Genomic DNA, 21862 nt, shown 5'->3' with positions numbered 1-21862 from the left:
TATATCCAATTCGTTGCACGGAGTGAGGGCCGAATGAAGAACTTTCACGTTCCCCAGAAAATCGATCTAATCGTCGAAGACCCGGACTCAAAGCAGCGTCTGATCTATTCCAGCCGCATCGAGGACATCGGCGCAGCCTCCATGACCATCGCCGCCCCTTACCGGCGGGGCGCATACCTCCCCCCGTGGCCGGGCCGCAAACTCAGCATCCGCGTCGCCGCCGACAGCTGCGCCTACCTCTTCAACGCCAACCTCCTCCAAACCGTCGAAGACCCCATCCCCCTGTGGATAATTTCTCCCCCCGCCGACCTCAAAAAAATCCAGATGCGCTCCTACGTCCGCATCCACGACGTCCTCGACGTCAAACTGGAGCTCATCGAAGAACAAGACGGCAGCCTCGTCATCGCCACCCTCACCAAAGACATCAGCGCCGGCGGCCTCAGGGTCGCGCTAAACAAGCCGCTGCCTCCCGGCGCCAAGCTCAAAATCACCCTCCCCCTCCCCGGCGTCGGCACCATCGAAACGCTGGGCGAAGTCATCCGCGACATCCCGCCCGAGGAACCCGGCGAACGGCATGCCGCCGCCATCGAATTCAAAGACATCAAAGAACGCGAACGCGGCGAAATCGTCAAATACATCTTCAGAAAGCAAGTCGAAAGACGCAAAAAAGAACAGGAACTGTTCGGCTAACCCCCCCGCGCCACAAGACCCCGGCCACTACGGCCGGGGTCTAAATATTTCTTCTGTTCGCTGCGCTCACCCGGCGGACCTAAGCGCTTCCGCAAACACCAGCGAAAAAGTCGTCCCGCTCGGCCTGCTCGCCACATCCAGCCGGGCGTTATGCCTGTCGGCGATACTGAAGCAAACCGGCAGACCCAGCCCCGTTCCCTTATCCTTCGTCGTGAAGAACGGCGTGCCCAGCTTCTCCTTCACGTGCGGCGGAATCTCCGGTCCGTCGTTGTGCACCGCCATTATCACCTCGCCGCCGGTCCAGCGCGTGCTCACCGTCACCAGCCCGCCCTCGGGCACTGCGTCCAGGCCGTTCTGCACCAAGTTCAGCAGGCACTGGCGGATCTCCTTCTCATCCGCGGTCACCTGCGGGATCTCGGCAAGCTCGAGCGTCAGCCTGCACCCCCGCCGGAAAGCGTCGGCCTGCAGCAGGGGGAAAACGCTCTCGATCACCTTGTTAAGATCGGTCGGCTGGAGCTCGATCGTCTTATTCTTCGCCAAAGACAGGAAATCGGAAATGATCGTGTTCGCCCTGTCCAGCTCGTCGATCATCAGCCGAAACGACTCGCGATGCCCGGCGAGACCCGCCTTTTCGAGGAAAAACTGCAGATAACCCCGCACCGTCGTCAGCGGGTTGCGCACCCCATGGCCGATGCCCGCGGCCATCTGGCCGATCAGATTCAGCCGGTCGAGCCGGCCGATCTCGCGCGCATAATTCTTGATCTCCGTTATATTTGTCATCGTCACCAGATACCCCATGAACCGCGCGTCGTCGCCGGCCGTCAGCCGCCCGGCGCTCAGCAGCAGCACAGCCGCCGCCCCGTCCGGGCCCGCGCAGCATACCTCGCTGCCTTTCACCGGCCCCTGCGCCACCGCCGACTGGAGGTGGAAAACCGCCCCCGTCCGCTCCTCGGTCAGGAACAGCCGCCTGTTGAAATCCGCCCCCAGCAGCCCGTCGCCGAACATCGCCGCCGCCGCGGCGTTCACTCGCGCGATCTTCCCCTGGCTGTCGCACACGATTATCGCCTCGCCTGACTGGTCGAAAATCAGCTTGGTCATCCGTTCCCGGCGCTTCTGCTCGCTGAGGTCGGTCACGATCAGGCAGGAAAACGCCTCCCCGTCGACCTTCACCTCGCTGGCCGTCACCAGCACAGGTAAGCTAAACCCGTCGCCTGTCCTCACCTTCATCTCGGCCTTGATCCCGCCGCGGCTGACCCCGGAAATCCACTTGAGCAACTCGCCGTCCTCCGACTCCAGCAGCGTATACACCGATGTCCCGGTAATCTCCTCCCGGGGCTTCCCCAGCATTGCCGCGAACCGCCGGTTGCAGAACAGCACCGTCCCGTCCGGCGCCAGCGTCAGGCACCCTTCCTGCATCTCCTCGACGATCACCCGGTAAAGCCGGTCCGCCCCCTTCAGGACGTACACCCCGTCCTCGCCGTCGCGCCCGCTCATCAGCAGCGCGTCCACCTCGCCGTTTCTGATCGCGTCGATGATATTATTGGCGTTCGCCAGCTCCTGGCGGAGCTTCAGCACTTCCCTCGCCAGAGCGTCACTGTCGCATTCGTCTCTCATCGTCATCCACCCGCGCCCCAAGATTGCGGTCCAATGGCCGCCATTATTTCCTCCCGGTCGGCGAGATCGCCGATAAAAAGCCGCACCGGCTCCGGCAGCTTTCTCACCAGCGTCGGCACCGCCACGATCTGCTCCGTCTTCGCCAGCGCCGGCTGCTCGAAAATATCGATGATCTTGAGCCGGTCCGCGGAAATCGCCGCCTCGTCGCACATTCTCATCATATTGGCGACAGCGCGCTGCGAACGCAGCGTCGACCCGGCGATGAACAAATACAGCATACAGCCATCGCCTTGCCCGTGACCGGCTAGTCCCTCATGTGCCGCAGGATCCGCACAAACCATTGTCTCCTGCCTCCTTGCCTCGTTGCCGCTGGCTGATGCTAAGGCCCACCAGCACCTTCTCCGTATTCGACAGATCGCCGATAATCTTCACCAGCGGCGGCGGCAACCGCCGCACCAGCGTCGGAATGGCGAAAATCTGGTCGCTGTGCCCCAGCTCGGGGTTGACCGTCAGATCGACCACATCGATCTCGTAAACGCCCGCCAGATACTCCTCGCAAAGCTTTCTCAGATTGGCCAGCGCCTTGACCGATTTCGGCGTCTGGCCGGCGATATAAAGACGCAGCAGCCACTTATCCGGCCCGTCGCCGCATTCGTTGCCATTTACCGCGATCATATCCATATATAGTCTCCCCCCGAATGTTAATCCGCCTTGCGCAGCGCCGCGAATCGGTCGCGGCTCTCTTCGCCGATCCTCAGCTCTGCCTCCTCCCGGGTGATCGACTTCTCTAGTTCCTCCTTCTCGGCCGCGAACGCCGCTTCCAGCTCCGCGACCCTCACCGCCAGTTGCTTGCGCCGGCGTTCGATCTCCTGCCGCTTGCGCCCGATCTCCTCCAGCCTCAGCCGCTCTTCCTCCCGCTCGCGCAGCTCCTGGGCACAGCGCGCCGACCCTGTCAGCACCCCTTCCTTGCCGGTGTAAACGTCGAGCAGCTCGATCCCCTCCGCGCCGATCACGAACTCGCGGATCTGGTTCGAATGGGCCATTCCGCGGGACTTGAGGATATACAACCCCCGGTTCCGCTCCCCGCCGAACTCGATATCGCGCAACGCTATCCACGTGTCGGCCAGCGACGAAACCCCCAGCTCCGTCTCCTCCCCGTGTCCCGGTGTGGACAGATCGAGCATCAGCAGCGTGCTGCCCCGCATCTTCAGGAAATCGATCAGCCTCGTCAGCATTATCTTCACATCGGTAATCGTGCCGACCGCCGTTAGGTTGGAGATCGGATCGACCACCACCATCCCCGGGTTTACCGCCTCAATTTTCTTATACATCGAGACGAGATGCATCTCCAGGCCGTGGAAGGTGGGCCGCGCCGCCGCGAACTTCAGCAAGCCCCCGTCGACCCAGCGGCGAAGGTCCAGTCCGACCGACCGCAGGTTGCGCTCTATCTGTCCCGGCGACTCCTCAAACGCGAAATAGACGCACTTCTCGCCCCGGCGGCAGGCCGCGTCCACCGCGTACGCCGCCAGCGTCGTCTTGCCCGTCCCCGCCGTGCCCGAGATAAGTATGCTGCTCCCCTCGTAGTAGCCCTCGCCGCCCAGCATCTTGTCCAGCCGCTCGACGCCGCTCGAAATTTTCCCCGTCCGCGCCGGCGCGTCCAGCCCCACCGACGTGACCGGCATGACGCTTATCCCCTGTTCGTCGATCAGGAAAGGATACTCGTTCGTCCCGTGCGACGACCCCCGGTACTTCAGCACCCGCAGATGGCGGGTCGAAATCCGCTCCGCCGCCCTATGGTCGAGGACCAGCACACAGTCGGAAACATACTCCTCGATCCCGTGGCGGGTCAGCGCCCCGTCGCCCTTCTCCGCCGTCACCACCGCCGTCATACCCCTGTCCTTCAGCCAGCGGAACAGCCGGCGCAGCTCGGCCCGCAGGATATTCGCGTTATCCAGGCCGGCAAACAGCGCCTCGATCGTATCCAGAACCACCCGTTTCGCCCCCACCGCCTTGATGGCGTAATCCAGGCGCACGAACAGCCCCTCCAGATCGTAATCGCCCGTCTCGCTGATCTCGCTCCTCTCCAGACGGACGTAATCCAGCCGCAGCTTATCCGCCTTCGTCAGCGCCTCCAGGTCGGCGCCCAGCGAGGCGAAATTGGCGGCCAGCTCCTGCTCGTTCTCCTCGAAACTCATGAAAACCCCTGGTTCGCCGTACAAGACCGAGCCGTTGACCAGAAACTGCATCGCCAGCATCGTCTTCCCGCAGCCCGCCGCCCCGCACACCAGCGATGTGCGCCCGCGCGGCAGGCCCCCGCAGGTTATCTCATCCAGCCCCTGAATGCCGGTAGGACACTTACGGATGCTTTCGGTTGTGCGAATAGTGTTCATATATTTCCTCTCCTTCGGCAAGATGCGAAACAACTTTAATTTCTGATCTTTTTTCACATTTTCCTGCAGAATAGTGACAATAATGTGCAAAATTTACATAATATACATGTTTCCTTCTAAATCGACAAAAAAAGACACGTCGGCCTTGCCCCCTGTCTCTCCGCAGCCGCTCAAAAAACAGGACTTTGGTCTGCAGGAACCTGCTCCCCTGCTTGTCGAATATTTAATATTAGCAACACTGCGGGAGGTGCCGAATGAACATAATGTCGATAAACCCCGCCCTTACCCTCGCGCCCAATCCCGACGGCGCCAACATCCTCATGATGCGAAAAGCCCTCGAAACCCTCGACCGGGACGGCCGGAACATGATCAACCTGCTCAGCCAGGCAGCTCCGCCCGCCTCGCCGCCCCACCTCGGCAACACCGTCGACATCAAAGCCTGACCCTGGCGCCCCCCGGCCACACCGCCGGGGGGTGTTTTTGTTCCCGTCCTCGCACCTTTTCCTGGCGGAGCGCGACCGTATTTTTCACCGTCGGCAGCCATTTCCCGAAATTTTTATTCCGCCACAATGCCGCTTGGGACGAAAAGTGGACTTTTAGTGGACTGTTTGCCCCAAAACATGTGCTATGATGATAACGTAAAGAAGACCGCCCCGGAGCGGTCTTCTCAGTTTTACGGAAATTTTTCTCCGGAATGGACCTGGCATCGGCTCACCCCCACGCCGCGGGCAGCGGACTTACTCGACCTGCCACGTCAGTTGTCTCAAAACCGCCCTTACCCTTCCTTACTCCTCTCCCCGCCCCGCCCCGCCTCGCCCGCCAACAGCTCCCGCAGATACAGGGCGATTCCGAGCGAGTTGCCGTTCCCCTCCAACCGGTGAAGCTCCCTGAACGCCCTTTCCAATACCCGCAGCACTTCCTCGCTCTCGCCGCGCCATAACGCGTCACGGCGCTTCGCGTACTCGTAACCCGACCGGCACGCCGGATCCTCCCGCAATTTTTTCCCGTCCCTCGACAAAGGCATTGTTCCGCCCCCCATCGCCGCCGGCAAAGCTCTGAGCGCCTGGCGAATAGCTAGCACCGGTCGCTCTCCGTGTGTTAATCACGTGAACATAAAGAACCCCCAGCCTTCCGGCCGGGGGTTGGTCTTTCTTACTCCCACTCGATCGTGCTCGGCGGCTTGGACGTGACGTCGTACACCACCCTGTTGACTCCCGTGACCTCGTTGACGATCCGCCGCGAGATGACGTCAAGCACCTCGTACGGCAGTCGCACCCAGTCGGCGGTCATGCCGTCCTCGCTCGCCACCACCCTCAGGCCGATGGTATAAGCGTACGTCCGCTCGTCGCCCATGACGCCGACGCTCTTCATCGCCGGCAGCACCGCGAACGACTGCCACACCTTGCGGTACAGCCCGGCGATCTTGATCTCCTGGTAGACGATCGCGTCCGCCTCCCGCAGGATGTCAAGCCGCTCCTCCGTCACCTCGCCGATGATGCGGATGGCGAGGCCGGGGCCGGGGAAAGGCTGACGCCAGACGATATCCTCCGGCAGGTTGATCTCCCGCCCGAGGGCGCGGACCTCGTCCTTGAACAGGTCGCGCAGCGGCTCGACCAGTTGGAACTTCATATCCTCCGGCAGGCCGCCGACGTTGTGGTGGCTCTTGATGACCGCCGCCGTCGCCGTGCCGCTCTCGATCACGTCCGGATACAGGGTGCCCTGGACGAGGAAATCGATATCGCCGAGCTTCGCGGCCTCGGCCTCGAAAACGCGGATGAACTCCTCGCCGATGATCTTCCGTTTCTGCTCAGGGTCCAGCACGCCCCGCAGGCGGTTCATGAACCGCTCGGTCGCGTCCACGTACACCAGATTTATATGGAAGCCGTCGCGGAAGGTCTTTACGACCTGCTCAGGCTCGCCTTTGCGCAAAAAGCCGTGGTTGACGAATACGCACGTAAGCTGGTCACCCACCGCCCGGTGGACCAGCACCGCCGCCACCGAGGAATCGACGCCCCCCGACAGGGCGCACAGCACCTGTTTGCCGCCCACCTTGGCGCGGATGGCCGCCACCGCTTGGTCGACGAACGAGCCCATGTCCCAGTCGCCCTTTAAGCCGCAGACGTTGAACAGGAAGTTGCGCAGCATCTTCATCCCCTCCGGCGTATGAACGACCTCGGGATGGAACTGCACGCCGAAAATACCCCTGGCCGCGTCGGCCATCGCCGCCACCGGCGAGCTGTTGGTATGGGCGGTGACCGCAAAGCCGGGCGGAAGCTCCGTTATATAGTCGCCGTGGCTCATCCACACCTGCGTCTCCGCGGTAATCTCGGCGAAGATGCCGGCGCGTTCGTCGATGAACAGCCGCGTGCTGCCGTACTCGCGCGAATCGGCGTGGGCCACCTTGCCGCCCAGCAGATAGGTCGTCAGCTGCATGCCGTAGCAGATGCCCAGCACCGGCACGCCCAGCGCGAAAACGCCGGCGTCGCAGCGCGGCGCTCCGTCCGCGTACACGCTGTTGGGGCCGCCGGAAAAGACAATCCCCTTGGGCTGCATCGCCCTTAGCTTTTCCAGGGGCGTATTGAAGGGAACGATCTCGCAGTATACGCCGCACTCGCGGATGCGCCGGGCGATCAGTTGGCTGTACTGCCCGCCGAAGTCCATCACCAGAACGGTTTCGTGATTCGCTGCCGTCATGTCGATACCAAGCCTCCTTATATAGCCCCAACTATACCATAATTTGTCGTCACTTGTAAACGTCTTTCAGTAGCGTTTCCTTGCGGAGCGAGGCGCACCCGCACTCGCCCTCCTCCTTCAGCGACCTGAGGGCCGCTAGCACGATGCGGCTCAGCAAGCCCGCGTCGCCGTGGAAGATATCCTTGAGCGTCTGGTGCGACCAGGCTTTGACCACACCCTCGCCATAGTTGACCACGAAGTAGAGGCCGGCGTAGCAGGCGCCGATCTCCCGCGCCAGATAGACCTCCGGGCATAAACTCTGCCCGACGATGTCGGCATGACCCTGCAGCATCGCCACCTCGGCCGGGCTCTCGAAGTGCCTTCCTTCGGTTACCGCGTACACCCCGCGGGAAAACACCCGGCCTGCGTGGGCGGTGTGCGCCGCGGCGAGGAGGGCGGCGCGGATCTCCGGGCACAGCGCGTCCCGCATCACCAGCAGGTATTTTCCCTCCAGACCGACATCCTTACGCAGCGATTGGTCGATATAATCGTCCGGGATCACGATATCGCGCGGATCGAGCAGGCGGTTCACCGACCCCACCCCGCCCTCGGCGATGATGCGTTTGACCCCCGCTTCCCTGAACACCCAGAAAACCTGGCGGGAGGCGTCGCCGCGGCTTACCCCGCTCCGCCAGCCGTGCATGCGGCAGGTCAGCACCGGCCGCCCGTCGACCGCGAAGCGACGAAAAGGCGGGCTCTGCCCGTAAGGGGTCTCGAAAACCAGGTTGTCGGCCAGCGTCTCCACGCCGGCGTCCCCCGCCCCGTGCGGGAAATCGCCGGACAGCGTGCCCGACCCGCCGATTACGGCCAGCGCCGTTTGCTCGATCCTCATCATTTCTCCCCGTATACTTTCAGGATTTTGTAGGCCGTGTCCCGTTGGGCCGGTATCTTCCCCGCCCCGCGGATCATGGCCGTCATCTTGTCCACCGACATCTCGTAGGCCGTCCCCGCCGCCCGCACCACGTTCTCCTCCAGCATGATGCTGCCGAGGTCGTCGGCGCCGAACGCCAGCGTAAGCTGGCCTATCCTTTCGCCCTGGGTCACCCACGACCCCTGGACATGGTCGAAATTGTCGAGGTAAAGCCGCGCCACCGCCAGCGTCCTCAGGTAATCCCACGCCGACGTCTTCTCGCCGCCCAGCACGGTATTGCCGGGCTGATAAGACCACATGATGAACGCCCTAAAACCGCCGGTATCCTCCTGCAGGCAGCGCACAGCCTCCAGATGAGCGACCCGGTCGGCCAGGCTCTCGCCCAGGCCGATGACCATCGTCGCCGTCGTTTTGAGGCCCAGCCCATGGGCGGTCCGCATAACCGCCAGCCAGTCGCCGGCCGTTATTTTCTCCGGGCTGACCCGCTGGCGGACTGAGTCCACGAGGATTTCGGCGCCGCCGCCGGGCAGGGAGTCGAGTCCCGCGTCCCGGAGGCTGGCCAACACTTCCGCGGGTTCGAGGCCGTTCTGGCGGGCGAGGAAAAGGATCTCGGCAGGCGAAAAAGAGTGTACGATTATGTCAGATTGTTGTTTGATTTTTGTCAGAAGTTCTGTATAGTACTCTAACATCAGACCGGGGTGCAAGCCCCCCTGCAGCATCACCTGGGTTGCCCCGGCCGCGACCGCCTCCCGCACCTTCTCAAGGATGGCTTCGTGACTGAGCGTGTATGCCTCCGGGTGGCCGGCCGGCCGGTAGAAGGCGCAGAACCTGCAGCCGCTGACGCAGACGTTGGTGTAGTTGATGTTGCGGTCGATGACGAAGGTGACGATATCGCCGGGAAAGCGTTTACGCCGGGCTTCGTCGGCCGCCCGGCCAAGGGCGACGAGGTCGCCCGCCGCCAGCATTTCCTCGGCTTCCCGCCGCGCATGGCGGCTCATGGCTTCACCGCCGCGAACGCTAGCGTGGGCACGGCCGGGATGAGGCCGCGGTCGGCGGCCAGGCGGTAGTAATTGGTCAGTGCCTGCCGGCGGGCTTCGTCCAGCCGGTAGTCGAGCAGGCCGATATAACGGACGACCTGCTCCGCCGTCAGCGGCGTCGCGCCGGCGCGGGCCGCGGCAGCCGCCTCAAGGTGCGTGAGGCCATACCGGAACCCGTCCCTGACCTTGTCGTACGCCAGTTGCAGCAGGTCGGGGCGGCGGGCGGCGAAGCCGCGGTCTGCCACCCACAGGGCGTAGACCATCGCCCCGCCGGTGAGTTTGCGCCATTCGTCCCCCAGGTCGTAATAGAGCAAGCCGCTCCGGCGGTTATGGTAGGCGAACAGGGCGTCGTCGCCGATGAACAGGGCGGCGTCGGCGCCGTCCAGCACCCCGTCGGCCAGCGACAGCGAGCTTACCGAGTATTCCGGCTCAACGCCGTAGGCTTTGCCGAGGATTATTTTCAGCAGGCCGTGGGAGGTCGCCGATTTGGCGGTCAGGGCGACCGGCCGGCCGCCCAGGTCGGCAAGCGGCCTTTTGGCGACGACGACGATACTTTGGAGAGCGCCGGGGGCGCTGATCGACAGGTTGGGCAAGATCAGCAGCTTGTCGGGGTTCTGCGCGTAGACGATCGAGGAAACGGGGCTTACGTCGAGTTCGCCGGAAACCATCAGGCTGTTGAGGGTGGCGGGCACGGCGGGGCGGATTTCCAGGCCGGCGCCCAGCCCGCCCTCGGTCAGGCCCCAGTCGAGCGGCAGGCAGTTGATGAAGTTGATGTGTCCTAGGCGCGGCTTATCCATTGTCGCTAGTCCCCCAGACGCGGCGGCTGTTGTAGAAGGTGTCCCGCTCGACGGCCACATAGCCGGCCTCGCGGATGATGGCGACGATGTCCTCCCTGGCGATGCTTGTCCCCGTCTTGGCGCCGGCGGCGTGGATGATTTTTTCCTCCGCCACCGTGCCGTCGAGGTCGTCGGCGCCAAACGCCAGCGCCAGCTGGGCGACCGGCAGGGTGAGCATCATCCAGAAGGCTTTGATGTGGGCGAAGTTGTCCAATACCAGCCGGGCTATGGCGACCATTTTGAGGTCTTCCCAGGCCCCCACCCTGGCAAGCTGGGGCAGGCCGGTATTGTCGGGATGGAAGGGGAAGGCGACGAAGGCCTGGAAGCCTCCGGTTTCGTCCTGGATGGCCCGCAGCTTGCAGAGGTGCTCAATGCGCTGACGGGGCGTTTCGATGTGGCCGTAAAGCAGCGACGCGTTGGTGGGGATGCCCAGGCGATGGGCGGCCTTGACCACTTCCGTCCACTGGGCGCTCGACGCCTTGCGGGGGCAGATGACGCCGCGGATGGCGTCGTCGAGGACCTCCGCCCCTCCGCCGGGCAGCGAGCCGAGGCCGGCGGCCTTGAGGGCCCGCAGGACCTCATCGATTGGCAGGCCGCTGACGGCGGCGAAATGACATATTTCCACCGGGGTGAACGCCTTGATATGTATGCCGGGCAGGGTAGCCCTCACCGCGGCGACGATGTCGAGATAGTAAGCGAAGGGTTTGTCGGGATGAAGGGCGCTGACCATGTGGATCTCGCTGAGGTCGGGCGACTCGTCCGCCGCCCGCCGGGCGACGGCGACGACCTCTTCGCGGTCCATGACGTAGGCGCCGGCGTCGTCCCGGCCGCGGCCGAAGGCGCACAGCGGGCAGCGGGCGGCGCAGATGTTGGTGAGGTTGATGTGGCGGTTGACGTTGAAGTAGACGTCGCGGCCCGATTGGCGCTCTTTGGCGGCACGGGCGAGCGCGGCCAGGAGAAGCAGGTCGTTGTGTTCGTACAGGGCCAGCGCCTCGTCGGGGTCGAGGCGCCCGCCGCGGCTGAGCTTGGCGGCGGCGGCTTCGGCGAAAGGTGTCACGGTTTCCCTCCGTCCGCGAATGGTGTCGTTTGAGGCAGTTTTGTCTACTTCGCTTTCCTTTAGTCATTTCCTGCATCGCAGAAAACAAATCAGGCCGGCGTCTGCCGGCCTGATTTTGTCAGTGCCTCTGTAAGCCTCGCTCACAATATTTGCTGAGCAACTCTCCCACCGTTACAATCTGATAGCCTTCGGCTTTGATGCGGTCGAGGAGGATGGGGAGGGCGTCGGCTGTCTGCACGGGCGTATCGGAGGCGTGCAAGAGGATGATCGCCCCGGGTTTGAGCCGCTTCATCACCCGGTCGATGATGACGTCGCGGCCGGGATTCTTCCAGTCGAGCGAGTCGACGTTCCAGATTATGGTCCGATAGCCCAGTTCGTCGGCAACCTTCAGCGACTTGACGCTGTAATGTCCGTTGGGCGGGCGGATAAGGCAGGCCTCGCGGCCGGTGACCTCTTTGATGAGGTTGTGGGCTTTCTGGATGTCTTCCTTTACCCATTCGGGCGGCATGTCGCCGTAATTCTCGTGGCGGTAGCCATGGCTGGCGATCTCGTGCCCGTCGGCCACCATCCGTTTGGCGACGTCGGGATACTTGGCCGCCCACGGCCCCATTATAAAGAAGGTGACTTTCGTGCTATGTTTTTGGAGCGTGTCGAGGATGGAGGGGGTGAATCTGTTGCCCCAGGAGTGGTCGAAGGTGAGGGCCACCACTTTCTGGTCGGTGCGGGTGCCGGCAATGGCGATGGGGCCGCCGGCGGTGAAGTCCGCCACCTGGACGTAGGCCGTCCCGATAGCCAAGAGGCCGATGATGCTGTAGAAAAGATGACGGCGCTGAACAAGGCTCCGCAGGCTGATGATCATAGAAATCCCCTCCTCGCAACATCTGTATGCGGGAGGGGCTGTTTTTATGAAAGCCAGCGGATATAAGGACGCTTTTGCAGGCAACGGGCGATGAGGCGGTTGGAGAGTTTCGACGCCAGCCACAGGGTAAACACGACCGTGCCGGCGGTCACCCACCACAGGAACTCGCTTTGGCGTATCCAGGAGGGAACAAGCAGCACGGCGGCCACTACAGCGATAACCGAGGCGGCCGCAAGCGGCGCCACCGAGTTGATGACCGCGAACACCGCCTTGCCGTACAGCCGGTCGGCCCGCTCGTCGCGCCGCGCTGCGAACAGTTTCGCGAAAGCTGCGAAACGCATGGCCGTCCAGGCTGCGTCCTGGCCGGCGACGACCAGTGCGCCGGCGGGGGGGTTATAGCTGCGGAAGGTGAAGGATACCGCCCCTTTGCCTTCTATCTCGGCGGTGAATTGCAGGCTGTCGATGCGGGGAAGGACCGCGAGGAGCTCATAGAGCCGCGCCCGGTCGGTGACGATTTCCTGAGGACGGTCCTTGAGCTGACCGAGGAGGTCGCCGCCGGTGCCGACAACGGCCTGCCAGATAAATTCGCCGTCTTCGCCGAGGGTCCGCCAGATCCGGTCGAAAAGAGCTTTGTCAAGGGTGCAGGCCGGCAGGCGGCCTTTCTCCGAATATGTTTCCGCCATCGGTAACCTCCTGGCATGATTGAAGGCCGCGGAGAAGGCAACCGCCGGCCGCGGGCGCGCGGGAGTTCCGGCTTTCGCCAGTTCATATTTTAGCATCTTTACCGGCAAAAGACAAGTTGGCGCCGGCTGCCCTAAAGGGACTTGTCCGTCCGTCGCATAATTTGCTTTTCCATACACAAGCTAGTAAAAGGATGATTAAGGAGGAGTACGCATGGGAATTTACGAGACCTCCAGGCTTCTTGCCGAAGCATCCTACCGTCACTGGCTTGCGGAGGAAGTGTTCACTTATCAGTGGTTTCTCATCGTCGGGGTTCTTTTGTGCGTATATGTCGCGTGGCTTCTGGCGCTGGACAAGAGCCGCGTACGCGACATCATCCTCCTGGGGTCGCTGTGCGCGGTCGCTTACGGCGTGCTGGAGATCGTGCTGGCCGGCACCCTGGGGTTCTGGCAGTACGCCATATCCCTGGTGCCCTTCCGTCCATCGCTATTGGTCGTTAACCTGAGTTTGGCCCCGGTCGCCCACATGCTGGCCCTGCAGTATAGTTCCTCCTGGAAAGGTTTTGGCGCGCGGGCCGCCCTCCTGACGGGGGCGATCAGCTTTGTTTTGCTGCCTGTTTACGTGTCGGTGGGCATCATCGTTTTCCACAACGGCTGGAACTACGTGTACCACTTCCTGACGTTGCTGTCTGTCGGCCTCGTCGCCAGAGGGCTGGTCGCCTGGTTTGCGGCGGTCGAAGCGCGCCACGGAACAAGCCCGCGGAGATTCTGGCGGCTGCAGCCTTCCGCGGCAAAGCTTGTTGACGACGAGGAGGAAAAACCGTAAGAGCCCGCAGGCTGGATCGCCTGCGGGCTCGTCTGCTGGTTACAGGGTTATCGTCTTGCCGGGGGGCAGCTCAGCGAGAAGGGTGTACATGTTGGTGACGCCGCCGGCCGCCAGGCGGTCCTTGAGCTTAAAGTAGTCGAGGCAGGTGCCGCAGGACAATACTTTGACGCCGCTTTCCGCGTATGAGGCGAGGTATTCGACGACCGGGGAGCCTTCGACAGCCAGCTTCACCCCGCTGTTGAGCAAAAGGATCGCCCGCGGCAGCGGTTCGATTTCTCCCAGGGTGTAAAAAAACGCTTTCATGAGGATGGCGCCTAGTTCGTCGCTCCCGTGGCCTAAGGTATCGCGGGTTATAAGGTAGACAACGTCACCCGTTTGGTTGGCGGCTTTTTTATCGTTATCGGGCAACGGCGCTCCCTTAGTGATGCTAAGATAAAAATGGCCGTCTTTTTCTGCGATGCTTACGCCGCAACCGTTGGCGGCCGCGAATTTGGCAACGTTCTCCCTGGCGGCGGCATTGTCGACGATGGTGGTGACGACGCCCTCCCCCATCGCGTCGAGGGCTTTCTTGGTGGCGATGACCGGCTGCGGACACGACAGACCTCTGGCATCAATAACTTGGGTCGACACTGAATCTCACCCGCCTCTCCTAATCCATCATCTCCAGGAACGCCTGCACCCGGGTTTTGATTTGTTCCACGTCACCCTGGGAATAGTCGGTCTCGATATGGAGATACGGGACGCCGCCGTTGTCATGGAGATAGTCTTTCAAAACCCTGCTCTCGACGTTGTAAGTATGGCACCCCTGCCATACGATGTCGACGACGCCGTCGGCCCGCCAGTCGCGGACGATCTCGGCCACGAGTTCCAGCCGCCGCTGGTTGGGGCTCATGCAGGAGCAATGGGTGCTCAGGTATTTCTCGGCGATCGCCTCAAGCGCCGGCTTGCCCTCGTCCACCAGGCTGACGAATTGCTTCATGCCGGCGCAATTTTCTATATAGACCACCGCCGCGCCGCAGTCTTCGATGATCTTGAGCACCTTCTCCGCGCCGACGCCCGTGGGAACGCCGGTTACGACGATCCGCTTCGCGCCCTTGGGCAAAGCTCCCTCGCCCCTGGCAACCCTTTGCTTGATTTCGCTGATCAGTTCTCTGACCTGATTGCCGAACTCGCGCCGGTCGAAAACGAAGTTGCGGGCCCAGAGGATTTTCAGCATGTCCTGGCCGGATACGGGAACAGGATCGTGCTTCATAAGGTCGGCGAGTTCCTGGACGAGCAGCCGCTCCGCGTTGAGTTCCTTGATGGCGGCGGTAAGCTTGTCGTCGGTTATCTCGACAGCGAAGTTTGTTTCGAGATAGTCTTTCAGTTCCCGTACCGCGGCAAGCCAGTATGCCCTGTCGGCTTCCCCGCCGTTGCCCTGCGGCAGGTTCATGACATGCAGCGGTTTGATCTTGGCCATCAGCTCGAACATTTTCTTTTTGCCATCACAGGTCGTCTCGCCGACGATAAGGTCGGAATGCAGGAAAAAGGGGCATTTGTCGGTGACCGCGAAGCCGTATGACGATTTGATCAGCGGACAGAAGTTGCGCGGCAACGTCTTTTCTCCGTCGGCTATCGGCTCCTCCTTGGTGGCGCACAGAGCGACCGGCAGAACGCCGGCCGCGAGGGCGACCTCCTGGGGAGCGAACATGCAGTAAAAACCTACTACCTTGGCGCCGTCATCCTTGAGCTGTTTCAGCGATGTGGCGGCATGGGGGATGGCCATGTCGAAATGGGCCATGGCCTGAGCGCGTGATAGGGTCATGTTGTTATTCTCCTCCTCTTTGTAGATCATCCCAGGCCAGCAGCGCCGCGCCGATCGAGCCGGCGAACACCGCTTGGCCGGGCACTGTCACCGGAAGCTTGAGTTCGTTTTCAAGATTTTTTTGCAGCGAGGCGTGCAAAGCTACGCCGCCGGTCAGGGCGACGGGGGGGCAAAGGGTTATCCGGGCGGCCATGGCGGCGACCCGGCTGGCGATTGACTTGTAGAGACCGGCGACAATTGCTTCCCGCGACGCGCCCCGGTTTATGAGGCCGATTACTTCCGATTCGGCAAACACCGTGCACATGGCGTTTATGGGGCAGGCGTCGCCGTCGACGGGCAGCGCCGCCATCGCGACCAGTTCCATGCCGAGAGCGCCGGCCATCACCTGCAAAAACCGCCCGGTGCCGGCGGCGCACTTGTCGTTCATGATGAAATCGAGGACGCGGCCGTTCCCGTCCAGGCGAATGGCTTTGACGTCCTGCCCGCCGATATCGATTACCGTGCAGGTCCCAGGCGCCAGGAAGGCCGCTCCTCTGGCGTGACAGGTGATCTCGGTAACCGCCTTGGTAAGGAACCCGAGACTGATTCGCCCGTAGCCGGTGCCAAAAACCCTTGCCAGGCTTTCCGCCGTTTCTCCCCTGCGCCCGGCCGCCTTGGCCAGCATGGCGGCGGCAGCTTCGCGGGGGTTCCAACCGGCCGGCTCGATAAAGTTTTCCATCACGGTGCCGTCGTATAGGGTGAGCTTGATAGCGGTCGAGCCGGCATCGATACCGGCGACGATATCTGGTTTTGCTGCCATTGTTCCTCACTTGCGATGATATAGATAATTTATTGTGATGTAATATATATTCTATATGGTTATGTTTATTCCTACCAGAGGTTCGGGTCTTTTGTCACCGCCTGTCCCGGCCGCGAAATGAACGAATAGCAAAGCTCCCCCGTAGACGGGAGAGCCTTGCTATTCGTCCATCTGATGCGATTTTTCGATTACCCTCAGGCCAAAGCATCGGCCCATTCGACCAAAAGCGCCCGGCCAGAAAGGCGATGTTGGGCCGGAAGACCCTGCTGGCGATATCGCATCTATTATACCCGTTTTTTCAAGTAGGGAACCAGGCCGCCGTCGACGATAAGTTCCTGGATATGGGGCGGGATTTTGCTGCAGGGGTACTCCTGGTTCCGCGTCAGGTTGCGGATTACGCCCCGCCCGAGGTCGATTTCCACTAAGTCGCCGCTGGCGATCTTGTCGGCATCCCGGCATTCGATTACCGGGATGCCCAGGTTGATGGCGTTGCGGTAGAAGATGCGGGCGAAGAATTTGGCCACGATGGCCCCGACGCCGAGATGCTTCAGGGTCAGCGGCGCAGTTTCCCGGCTGGAGCCGGAACCGAAGTTGGCCCCGGCCACCAGGATGTCACCCGGCCGCACCTTGGCGGCGAAGTCGGGATCGACGCCAGCCATGGCGTACTTGGCCGCTTCGGCGATGCTAAGCTCCATGAACTGCGGCGGGGAGATGATGTCGGTGTTGATGTTGTCGCCGTATTTCCACACTTTTCCCTTGATTGCTGCGTCCATCGTCCGTCCCCCCTTATATGAATTGCCGCGGGTCGGTTATTACGCCCGTCAGGGCGCTGGCGGCCACCGTCAGCGGCGAGCCTAGGTAGATGCCGGCGTTCTTGCTGCCCATCCGACCGATGAAGTTGCGGTTGGTGGAGGAGATGCAGACCTCGCCGTCGGCCAGCACGCCGGAGTGGAGGCCGACGCAGACGCCGCAGGTGGGCGCCAGGATGGCGGCTCCGGCGTCGGCGAGAACGGAAAGGGTTCCGTCGGCCGCCGCCTGTTTCCAGATTTCCTGGGAGGCCGGCGAGACCAGCAGCCTGAGACCCTTGGCGATCTTCCGCCCTTTGAGGATGCGGGCGGCGGCGGCCAGGTCCTCGTAGCGGCCGCCGGTACAGGAGCCGATGTAGGCCTGGTGGATGGCCTTCTTGCCAAGGGCGCCCACCTCGGCCACGTTATCCACCTCGTGGGGACAGGATACCATCGGGACCAACTCACCGGCGGCGAAGGCGTGGGTTTCGCAGTAGACCGCCCCCGGGTCGCTGGTGATCAGTTCGTAGCCGGTAGTGATGTCGCGGGCGGCCAGGAAATCGACCACCTTTTGGTCGGGGGCGATGAGGCCGGCCTTGGCTCCCATCTCCACCGCCATGTTGGTGATGGCCATACGCTCGTCCAGGCTAAGGGCCTCGATGGCGGGGCCGCAGTACTCGACCGTTTTGTAGGTGGCGCCGGCGTGGCCGACGACGCCGATCGTCTTGAGGGAGATATCTTTGGCCATGACGCCGGGGGCCAGCCGGCCCGTCCATTCCACCTTGATGGTTTCCGGAACCTTGAGCCAGGTCTTGCCGGTCAGCAAGATGCCCAACATTTCGGTCGAGCCTACTCCGCTGGCAAAGGCGCCGAGGGCGCCGCCCATGCAGGTGTGGGAGTCGGTGCCGAGGACGACGGTGCCGGGCAGGACGTGGCCGTACTCGGCCATGATCTGGTGGCAGGGACCGACGTATTCATAGTAGTTGTCGATGCCGTGCCGCTTCGACCAGTCGCGGGTGAATTTGACGATTTCGGCCTGTTTGGCGTTGGCGGGCGGAGTGTAGTGGTCGGAGATGACGACCACCTTATCCTTGTTCCATACCTCGTCCTTGATTTCCAGCATTTTCTCGGCGATCTCGACCCGGGGCCCGAGGATGTCGTCCAACATGGCTTTGTCGACGTTGACCCAGAGGATGTCGCCGGCCGAGGCGGCCGGTACTCCCGCCGCCCGGGCCAGGATTTTTTCTGACATGGTTTTTGGCATGTGCTGCCCTCCCGAAAGCTAATTTCAGATGCCCCAGATACGATATAGGCCGAGGCCGGCGATGAGGGTCATGAAGAGTACGCCGCAGACGGCGACGATAAACATCTGGAGGAAGAGCTTGTTTTGGTCGGCGCCCGAAATGTGGGCGTTGGCGGCGTAGGAGGCCAGGGCAAGGGCGCCGCCGGTAGAGGCCGGGCTGATGCCGGCGGTGTGGGCGGTCATGGTGATGGCCGAAACCAGATCAAGCGAGGAGACCTGACCGCCCATGCTGTTGGCCAGTTCGGCCACGGTGGGGATGAGGGTGGGCATGACGACGCCCGAGGTGCTGGAGAACCAGGACATGATGCCGGCGGTCAGGCCGATGATGGGCGACGCCGAGGCGGGGGTCATGAAGGAGGCCAGGAATTTGGCCAGCATGGCGATGCCCTTGAGTTTGATGGCCAGGTTCATGAGGACGCCGACGCCGCACACCAGGATTAGGGTGCCCCAGGGGATGCCGGCGATTGACTTGCGCTCGTCGGCGACCTTGAGGCCGAGGAGCACTACGCCGGTGACAAAGGCCACCAGGCCGACGTTGAGTTTGGTGAGAAGGACGACGACCACCATCACGGCTATACCAACCATGGTGATCCACTGGTCGCGGCTGAAGGTGGGAAGGTCGGCGTTGGAAAGTTTTTTGACCGACTTGATTTTGTAGCCGCCAAGGGCAAAATAGAGGGCGGCGGCGAAGAGGGTTTCGCCCATAAGAGAATTATAAAAGTACGGTAGGTCGATGCCGGTGATGCCCTGCTTGGCAGCAAGTTGGACGCCGATGATGCCGGTGGGAGCGATTGGCGATATGCCGCCGGCGCACGCCCCCAGGATGCCGATGGGAGCCAGGAGGAGCGGGGAGATGGACAGCTCGGCCGCCAGCGCCATGCTGATGGGGGCGATGAGGGCCATGACCGGTATGGTGCCGGGGCCGATGGCCGACAGGAAGGTGGTAAGCAGGTAGATGGCGATGGGGATGAGGTTGGTGCGGCTGCCGGCCAGGGCAACCACCTTGCGGGCGAACAGTTCGAGGGTGCCGTTGGTCTGGGCGATGCTGAACAGGAAGGTCACCCCCAGCAGCATGATGAACAGTTTGGTGCTCCAGCCGCTGATGATGCTCGCGTCCTTGAAGCCGGCGAATTTGCCGAGGATGACGGCGAAGGCGATGGCGATGAGGCCGGTGTTGAGTTTGCGGAAAAACCCGAGGGCGATGGCGACAACGAGGGCGGCCAGCGATAGCAAACCTAAATTCATTTTCAGTATCCCTCCTTAATTGGCACGAAAGATGATGTCATTGATGGCGCCGGTGCCGGTTGGTGTTACAGGTTTTCGTATTTGCAGGCATAGGCCATGTGACCGGTGAGTGCGGGCTGGACGGTTTCCTTGACCAGCCGGACAGCTTCCAGGTAGGCGTCGAGGTCGATGCCGGTGGCGATGCCCATCCGGTGGAGCATGTTGAGCATGTCCTCAGTGGCCGTGTTGCCGGCCGCACCTGGAGCAAAGGGGCATCCGCCCAAGCCGCCCACCGAGGTTTCGAACATGGTGACGCCGGCCTCCAGTCCGGCCAGGGTGTTGGCCAGACCCATCCCCTGGGTGTCGTGGAGATGGAGGCCGAGGGGAACGGCGGGGAAGAGGGTCCTGACCTCCCGCACCAGCCGGTCGACCTGCAGGGGGGTGGCGACGCCGATGGTGTCGCAAAGGACGACGGTGTCCACCCCTATCCGGAGAGCGGCTTCGACCAGGCTGGTCACCAGTCCGGCCTCGACCCGGCCCAGGAAGGGGCAGCCGAAGGAGGTGGCGGCGGCCAGCCGGACCCTGAGGCCGGGGATGGCCTCCACGATGCCCCGCAGGTCGGCCAGCGACTGTTCCCTGGTCCGGTTGATGTTGGCCAGGTTATGTTTTTCGCTGGCCGAGACGACGTAGGTGATCTCCCGGATGCCGCATTCGTAAGCTTTGCGGGCGCCGGTGAGATTGGGGACGAGGGCGACCTTCCTGAGGCCGGGGTGCCTGGCTGCCACCGTCGCGGCGACCTCGGCGGCGTCGGCCATCTGGGGGATGGCTTTGGGATGGACGAAGGAGGTGGCCTCCAGGTTGCGGACCCCGGCGGCGACCAGTTTATCGATGACCGCCAGCTTGGCGGGGGTGGGGATGAACTCTTTGATGTTCTGGAACCCGTCGCGGGGGCCGACTTCGAAGACATCCACTTTATCGGGGAGGGTGAGCATCGTTGAACCGCCTCGCTTCCTTTGTCTAAATGACCCCGCCGGTCTTTAGGCCTTCTATATCGGCGGCCGAAAGCCCCAGTGACGACAGCACTTCCTCGTTGTGCTGGCCGAGGGCGGGGGATGGCGTGCGCACCGCCGGCTTGGTCTCGGAGAGCTTGATGTGGGATCCGGTGAGGGTGACGGAGCCAGCCTTGGGATGTTCGGTCGTGACGAACATCTCCCGTGCCCCGGCGATGTGGGAGTCCTTGGTGACCTGGGCGATGTTGTAGATGGGCGCTGCCGGGATGCCGGCCGCCAGCAGTTGGTCGACGATTTCCTCCACCGTCTTGGTTACGGTCCACTCTTCGACGATTTTCTTGACCGCCTCATGGTTTTTCACCCGGTCCCGGGTGCGCTGATAGTCGGGATGATCGGCCAGCTCCGGCCGGCCGATGACGCCGCAGAACAGCTGCCACAGCTTGTCGTTGCCGCCGGCGATGATGACCAGGTCATCCTTCGCCTGGAAGGAGTCGTAGGGGTAGACCGATTCGTAGCGGTTGCCGATTCTCTGAGGCAGGCGGTTTTCCGTGAAGTAAATCATGTTGATGATCTCCAGGCTCGCCACGGCCGAGTCGACCAGCGCCACGTCCACCATTTGACCGCGGTTTGTGAAGTTGCGGTTGTGAACTGCGGCCAGGATGCCGATGGTCACCGATAACCCGCCCAGCACATCCCCCATGGCGGTGCCCGAACGGGTAGGGTGGCCCCCCGGCCAACCGGTGGTACTCATAAGTCCGCTCATGGCCTGGCTGATGATATCATAGCCGGGACGCTTGGTGTAAGGCCCGTATTGGCCAAAGCCGGACACGGCGGCGTAGATTATCCGCGGGTTTACTTCCTTGAGTTGGTCGTAGCTCAGGCCAAGTTTGGCCATGGTGCCGGGGCGGTAGTTTTCGATGACGATGTCGGCCTGTTCAACTAATTTCTTGAAGATTTCCTTGCCCTTGGGGTCCTTGAGGTTGAGGGTAATACCCTTCTTGTTGCGGTTCAAGTTCATGTAATAGGCGCTCTCGTTGTTCTTGAAGGGACCCATCTGACGCTCGTCGGCCCCCTTGCCGGGCTCTTCGATTTTGATTACGTTAGCGCCCATGTCGGCCAGCATCATGGTGGCAAACGGTCCGGCCAGCACTCTGGTCAAATCCAGCACGGTCAGGCCTTCCAGCGCTCCTGCGCGGTCATTCATGCTTCAGTCTCCTTTACTGTGGTTTCGCTGCTATAAAAACGCAAAAAGCATGCCAACCACAGAAACCTGTGATTTCGGCATGCCGTCAAACGCCTCATTCCATTAATGAAACAGAGGAGCCGATCATCAAGATGATCTAA

The 21862-nt window shown here is 62.3% G+C and carries 23 protein-coding genes; 3 read left to right on the top strand and 20 right to left on the bottom strand.

Going from position 1 to position 21862, the window contains the following annotated elements:
* Nucleotides 1-33: 33 nt before the first annotated feature.
* On the top strand, nt 34-690 hold the full coding sequence (locus tag Q4T40_02845) for a PilZ domain-containing protein (GenBank protein MDT8900174.1): 657 nt from the start codon (nt 34-36) through the stop codon (nt 688-690).
* A gap of 66 nt (nt 691-756) precedes the next feature.
* On the opposite strand, the gene Q4T40_02840 is transcribed toward Q4T40_02845, so the two are convergent.
* From Q4T40_02840 to kaiC, 4 genes are read right to left on the bottom strand one after another with little or no spacing between them, the layout of a single operon-like run.
* Nucleotides 757-2304, bottom strand: a complete 1548-nt coding sequence (locus tag Q4T40_02840; GenBank protein ID MDT8900173.1) for a PAS domain S-box protein — start codon at nt 2302-2304, stop codon at nt 757-759.
* A 2-nt stretch (nt 2305-2306) separates the two neighbouring features.
* Complete coding sequence (locus Q4T40_02835) at nt 2307-2582, bottom strand: circadian clock KaiB family protein (GenBank protein MDT8900172.1); 276 nt, start codon at nt 2580-2582, stop codon at nt 2307-2309.
* A gap of 34 nt (nt 2583-2616) precedes the next feature.
* Nucleotides 2617-2985 (bottom strand): circadian clock KaiB family protein, encoded by a 369-nt coding sequence (locus tag Q4T40_02830; protein ID MDT8900171.1) that lies wholly within the window; start codon nt 2983-2985, stop codon nt 2617-2619.
* A gap of 20 nt (nt 2986-3005) precedes the next feature.
* A complete protein-coding gene (gene kaiC, locus Q4T40_02825; GenBank protein MDT8900170.1) occupies nt 3006-4694 on the bottom strand; it encodes a circadian clock protein KaiC in 1689 nt (562 codons plus the stop codon).
* A gap of 254 nt (nt 4695-4948) precedes the next feature.
* On the opposite strand from kaiC, the gene Q4T40_02820 reads away from it, so the two are divergent.
* Complete coding sequence (locus Q4T40_02820; GenBank protein ID MDT8900169.1) at nt 4949-5137, top strand: putative motility protein; 189 nt, start codon at nt 4949-4951, stop codon at nt 5135-5137.
* Between the two features lie 332 nt (nt 5138-5469).
* Here Q4T40_02820 and Q4T40_02815 read toward each other — a convergent pair whose 3' ends face one another.
* From Q4T40_02815 to Q4T40_02780, 8 genes are all read right to left on the bottom strand, one after another.
* Nucleotides 5470-5775, bottom strand: a complete 306-nt coding sequence (locus Q4T40_02815) for a hypothetical protein (protein ID MDT8900168.1) — start codon at nt 5773-5775, stop codon at nt 5470-5472.
* A 71-nt stretch (nt 5776-5846) separates the two neighbouring features.
* Entirely contained in the window at nt 5847-7388 is a 1542-nt protein-coding gene (guaA, locus tag Q4T40_02810; GenBank protein ID MDT8900167.1) for a glutamine-hydrolyzing GMP synthase, read from the bottom strand.
* A 49-nt stretch (nt 7389-7437) separates the two neighbouring features.
* Nucleotides 7438-8259 carry an MTAP family purine nucleoside phosphorylase gene (locus tag Q4T40_02805; protein ID MDT8900166.1) on the bottom strand — a complete coding sequence of 274 codons (822 nt, stop codon included), beginning with the start codon at nt 8257-8259 and terminating at the stop codon, nt 7438-7440.
* Nucleotides 8259-9296: a cyclic dehypoxanthinyl futalosine synthase gene (gene mqnC / locus Q4T40_02800; GenBank protein MDT8900165.1), complete on the bottom strand. Its 1038-nt coding sequence runs from the start codon at nt 9294-9296 to the stop codon at nt 8259-8261. The genes Q4T40_02805 and mqnC overlap by 1 nt, the downstream gene beginning before the upstream one ends.
* Complete coding sequence (locus tag Q4T40_02795; GenBank protein ID MDT8900164.1) at nt 9293-10132, bottom strand: menaquinone biosynthesis protein; 840 nt, start codon at nt 10130-10132, stop codon at nt 9293-9295. Before Q4T40_02795 ends, mqnC begins: the two co-directional genes overlap by 4 nt.
* Nucleotides 10125-11228 carry an aminofutalosine synthase MqnE gene (mqnE, locus tag Q4T40_02790; GenBank protein ID MDT8900163.1) on the bottom strand — a complete coding sequence of 368 codons (1104 nt, stop codon included), beginning with the start codon at nt 11226-11228 and terminating at the stop codon, nt 10125-10127. The genes Q4T40_02795 and mqnE overlap by 8 nt, the downstream gene beginning before the upstream one ends.
* A 118-nt stretch (nt 11229-11346) precedes the next feature.
* Entirely contained in the window at nt 11347-12087 is a 741-nt protein-coding gene (gene pdaB, locus Q4T40_02785; protein ID MDT8900162.1) for a polysaccharide deacetylase family sporulation protein PdaB, read from the bottom strand.
* A 44-nt stretch (nt 12088-12131) separates the two neighbouring features.
* Entirely contained in the window at nt 12132-12770 is a 639-nt protein-coding gene (locus tag Q4T40_02780; GenBank protein ID MDT8900161.1) for a hypothetical protein, read from the bottom strand.
* A gap of 211 nt (nt 12771-12981) precedes the next feature.
* Here Q4T40_02780 and Q4T40_02775 point away from each other — a divergent pair, with 211 nt between their 5' ends.
* Nucleotides 12982-13593: a CBO0543 family protein gene (locus Q4T40_02775; protein ID MDT8900160.1), complete on the top strand. Its 612-nt coding sequence runs from the start codon at nt 12982-12984 to the stop codon at nt 13591-13593.
* 39 nt (nt 13594-13632) lie between these two features.
* Here the strand turns inward: Q4T40_02775 and yedF are convergent, their stop codons facing one another.
* The 8 genes from yedF to Q4T40_02735 all read right to left on the bottom strand — a co-directional run bounded on the left by yedF (nt 13633) and on the right by Q4T40_02735 (nt 21722).
* Nucleotides 13633-14223 (bottom strand): sulfurtransferase-like selenium metabolism protein YedF, encoded by a 591-nt coding sequence (gene yedF / locus Q4T40_02770; GenBank protein MDT8900159.1) that lies wholly within the window; start codon nt 14221-14223, stop codon nt 13633-13635.
* Nucleotides 14224-14242: 19 nt separating this feature from the next.
* Complete coding sequence (locus Q4T40_02765) at nt 14243-15397, bottom strand: double-cubane-cluster-containing anaerobic reductase (protein ID MDT8900158.1); 1155 nt, start codon at nt 15395-15397, stop codon at nt 14243-14245.
* Nucleotides 15398-15401: 4 nt separating this feature from the next.
* Nucleotides 15402-16196, bottom strand: coding sequence for an acyl-CoA dehydratase activase (locus tag Q4T40_02760; GenBank protein ID MDT8900157.1), 795 nt, complete (start codon nt 16194-16196; stop codon nt 15402-15404).
* A gap of 284 nt (nt 16197-16480) precedes the next feature.
* Entirely contained in the window at nt 16481-16969 is a 489-nt protein-coding gene (locus Q4T40_02755; GenBank protein ID MDT8900156.1) for a 3-isopropylmalate dehydratase small subunit, read from the bottom strand.
* A gap of 13 nt (nt 16970-16982) precedes the next feature.
* The gene (locus Q4T40_02750; GenBank protein ID MDT8900155.1) at nt 16983-18245 is read right to left on the bottom strand and encodes a 3-isopropylmalate dehydratase large subunit; all 1263 of its coding nucleotides are present in this window, start codon (nt 18243-18245) and stop codon (nt 16983-16985) included.
* A 24-nt stretch (nt 18246-18269) separates the two neighbouring features.
* On the bottom strand, nt 18270-19529 hold the full coding sequence (locus Q4T40_02745) for an SLC13 family permease (GenBank protein ID MDT8900154.1): 1260 nt from the start codon (nt 19527-19529) through the stop codon (nt 18270-18272).
* 65 nt (nt 19530-19594) lie between these two features.
* Nucleotides 19595-20500 carry a hydroxymethylglutaryl-CoA lyase gene (locus Q4T40_02740; protein ID MDT8900153.1) on the bottom strand — a complete coding sequence of 302 codons (906 nt, stop codon included), beginning with the start codon at nt 20498-20500 and terminating at the stop codon, nt 19595-19597.
* 25 nt (nt 20501-20525) lie between these two features.
* Nucleotides 20526-21722 (bottom strand): CoA transferase, encoded by a 1197-nt coding sequence (locus Q4T40_02735; protein MDT8900152.1) that lies wholly within the window; start codon nt 21720-21722, stop codon nt 20526-20528.
* Nucleotides 21723-21862 lie beyond the last annotated feature (140 nt).

The organism is Selenomonadales bacterium 4137-cl, assembly GCA_032334055.1.
Classification (GTDB): Bacteria; Bacillota; Negativicutes; order Sporomusales; family UBA7701; genus Anaeroselena; species Anaeroselena agilis.
This window is presented reverse-complemented; position numbering and strand designations above follow the sequence as displayed.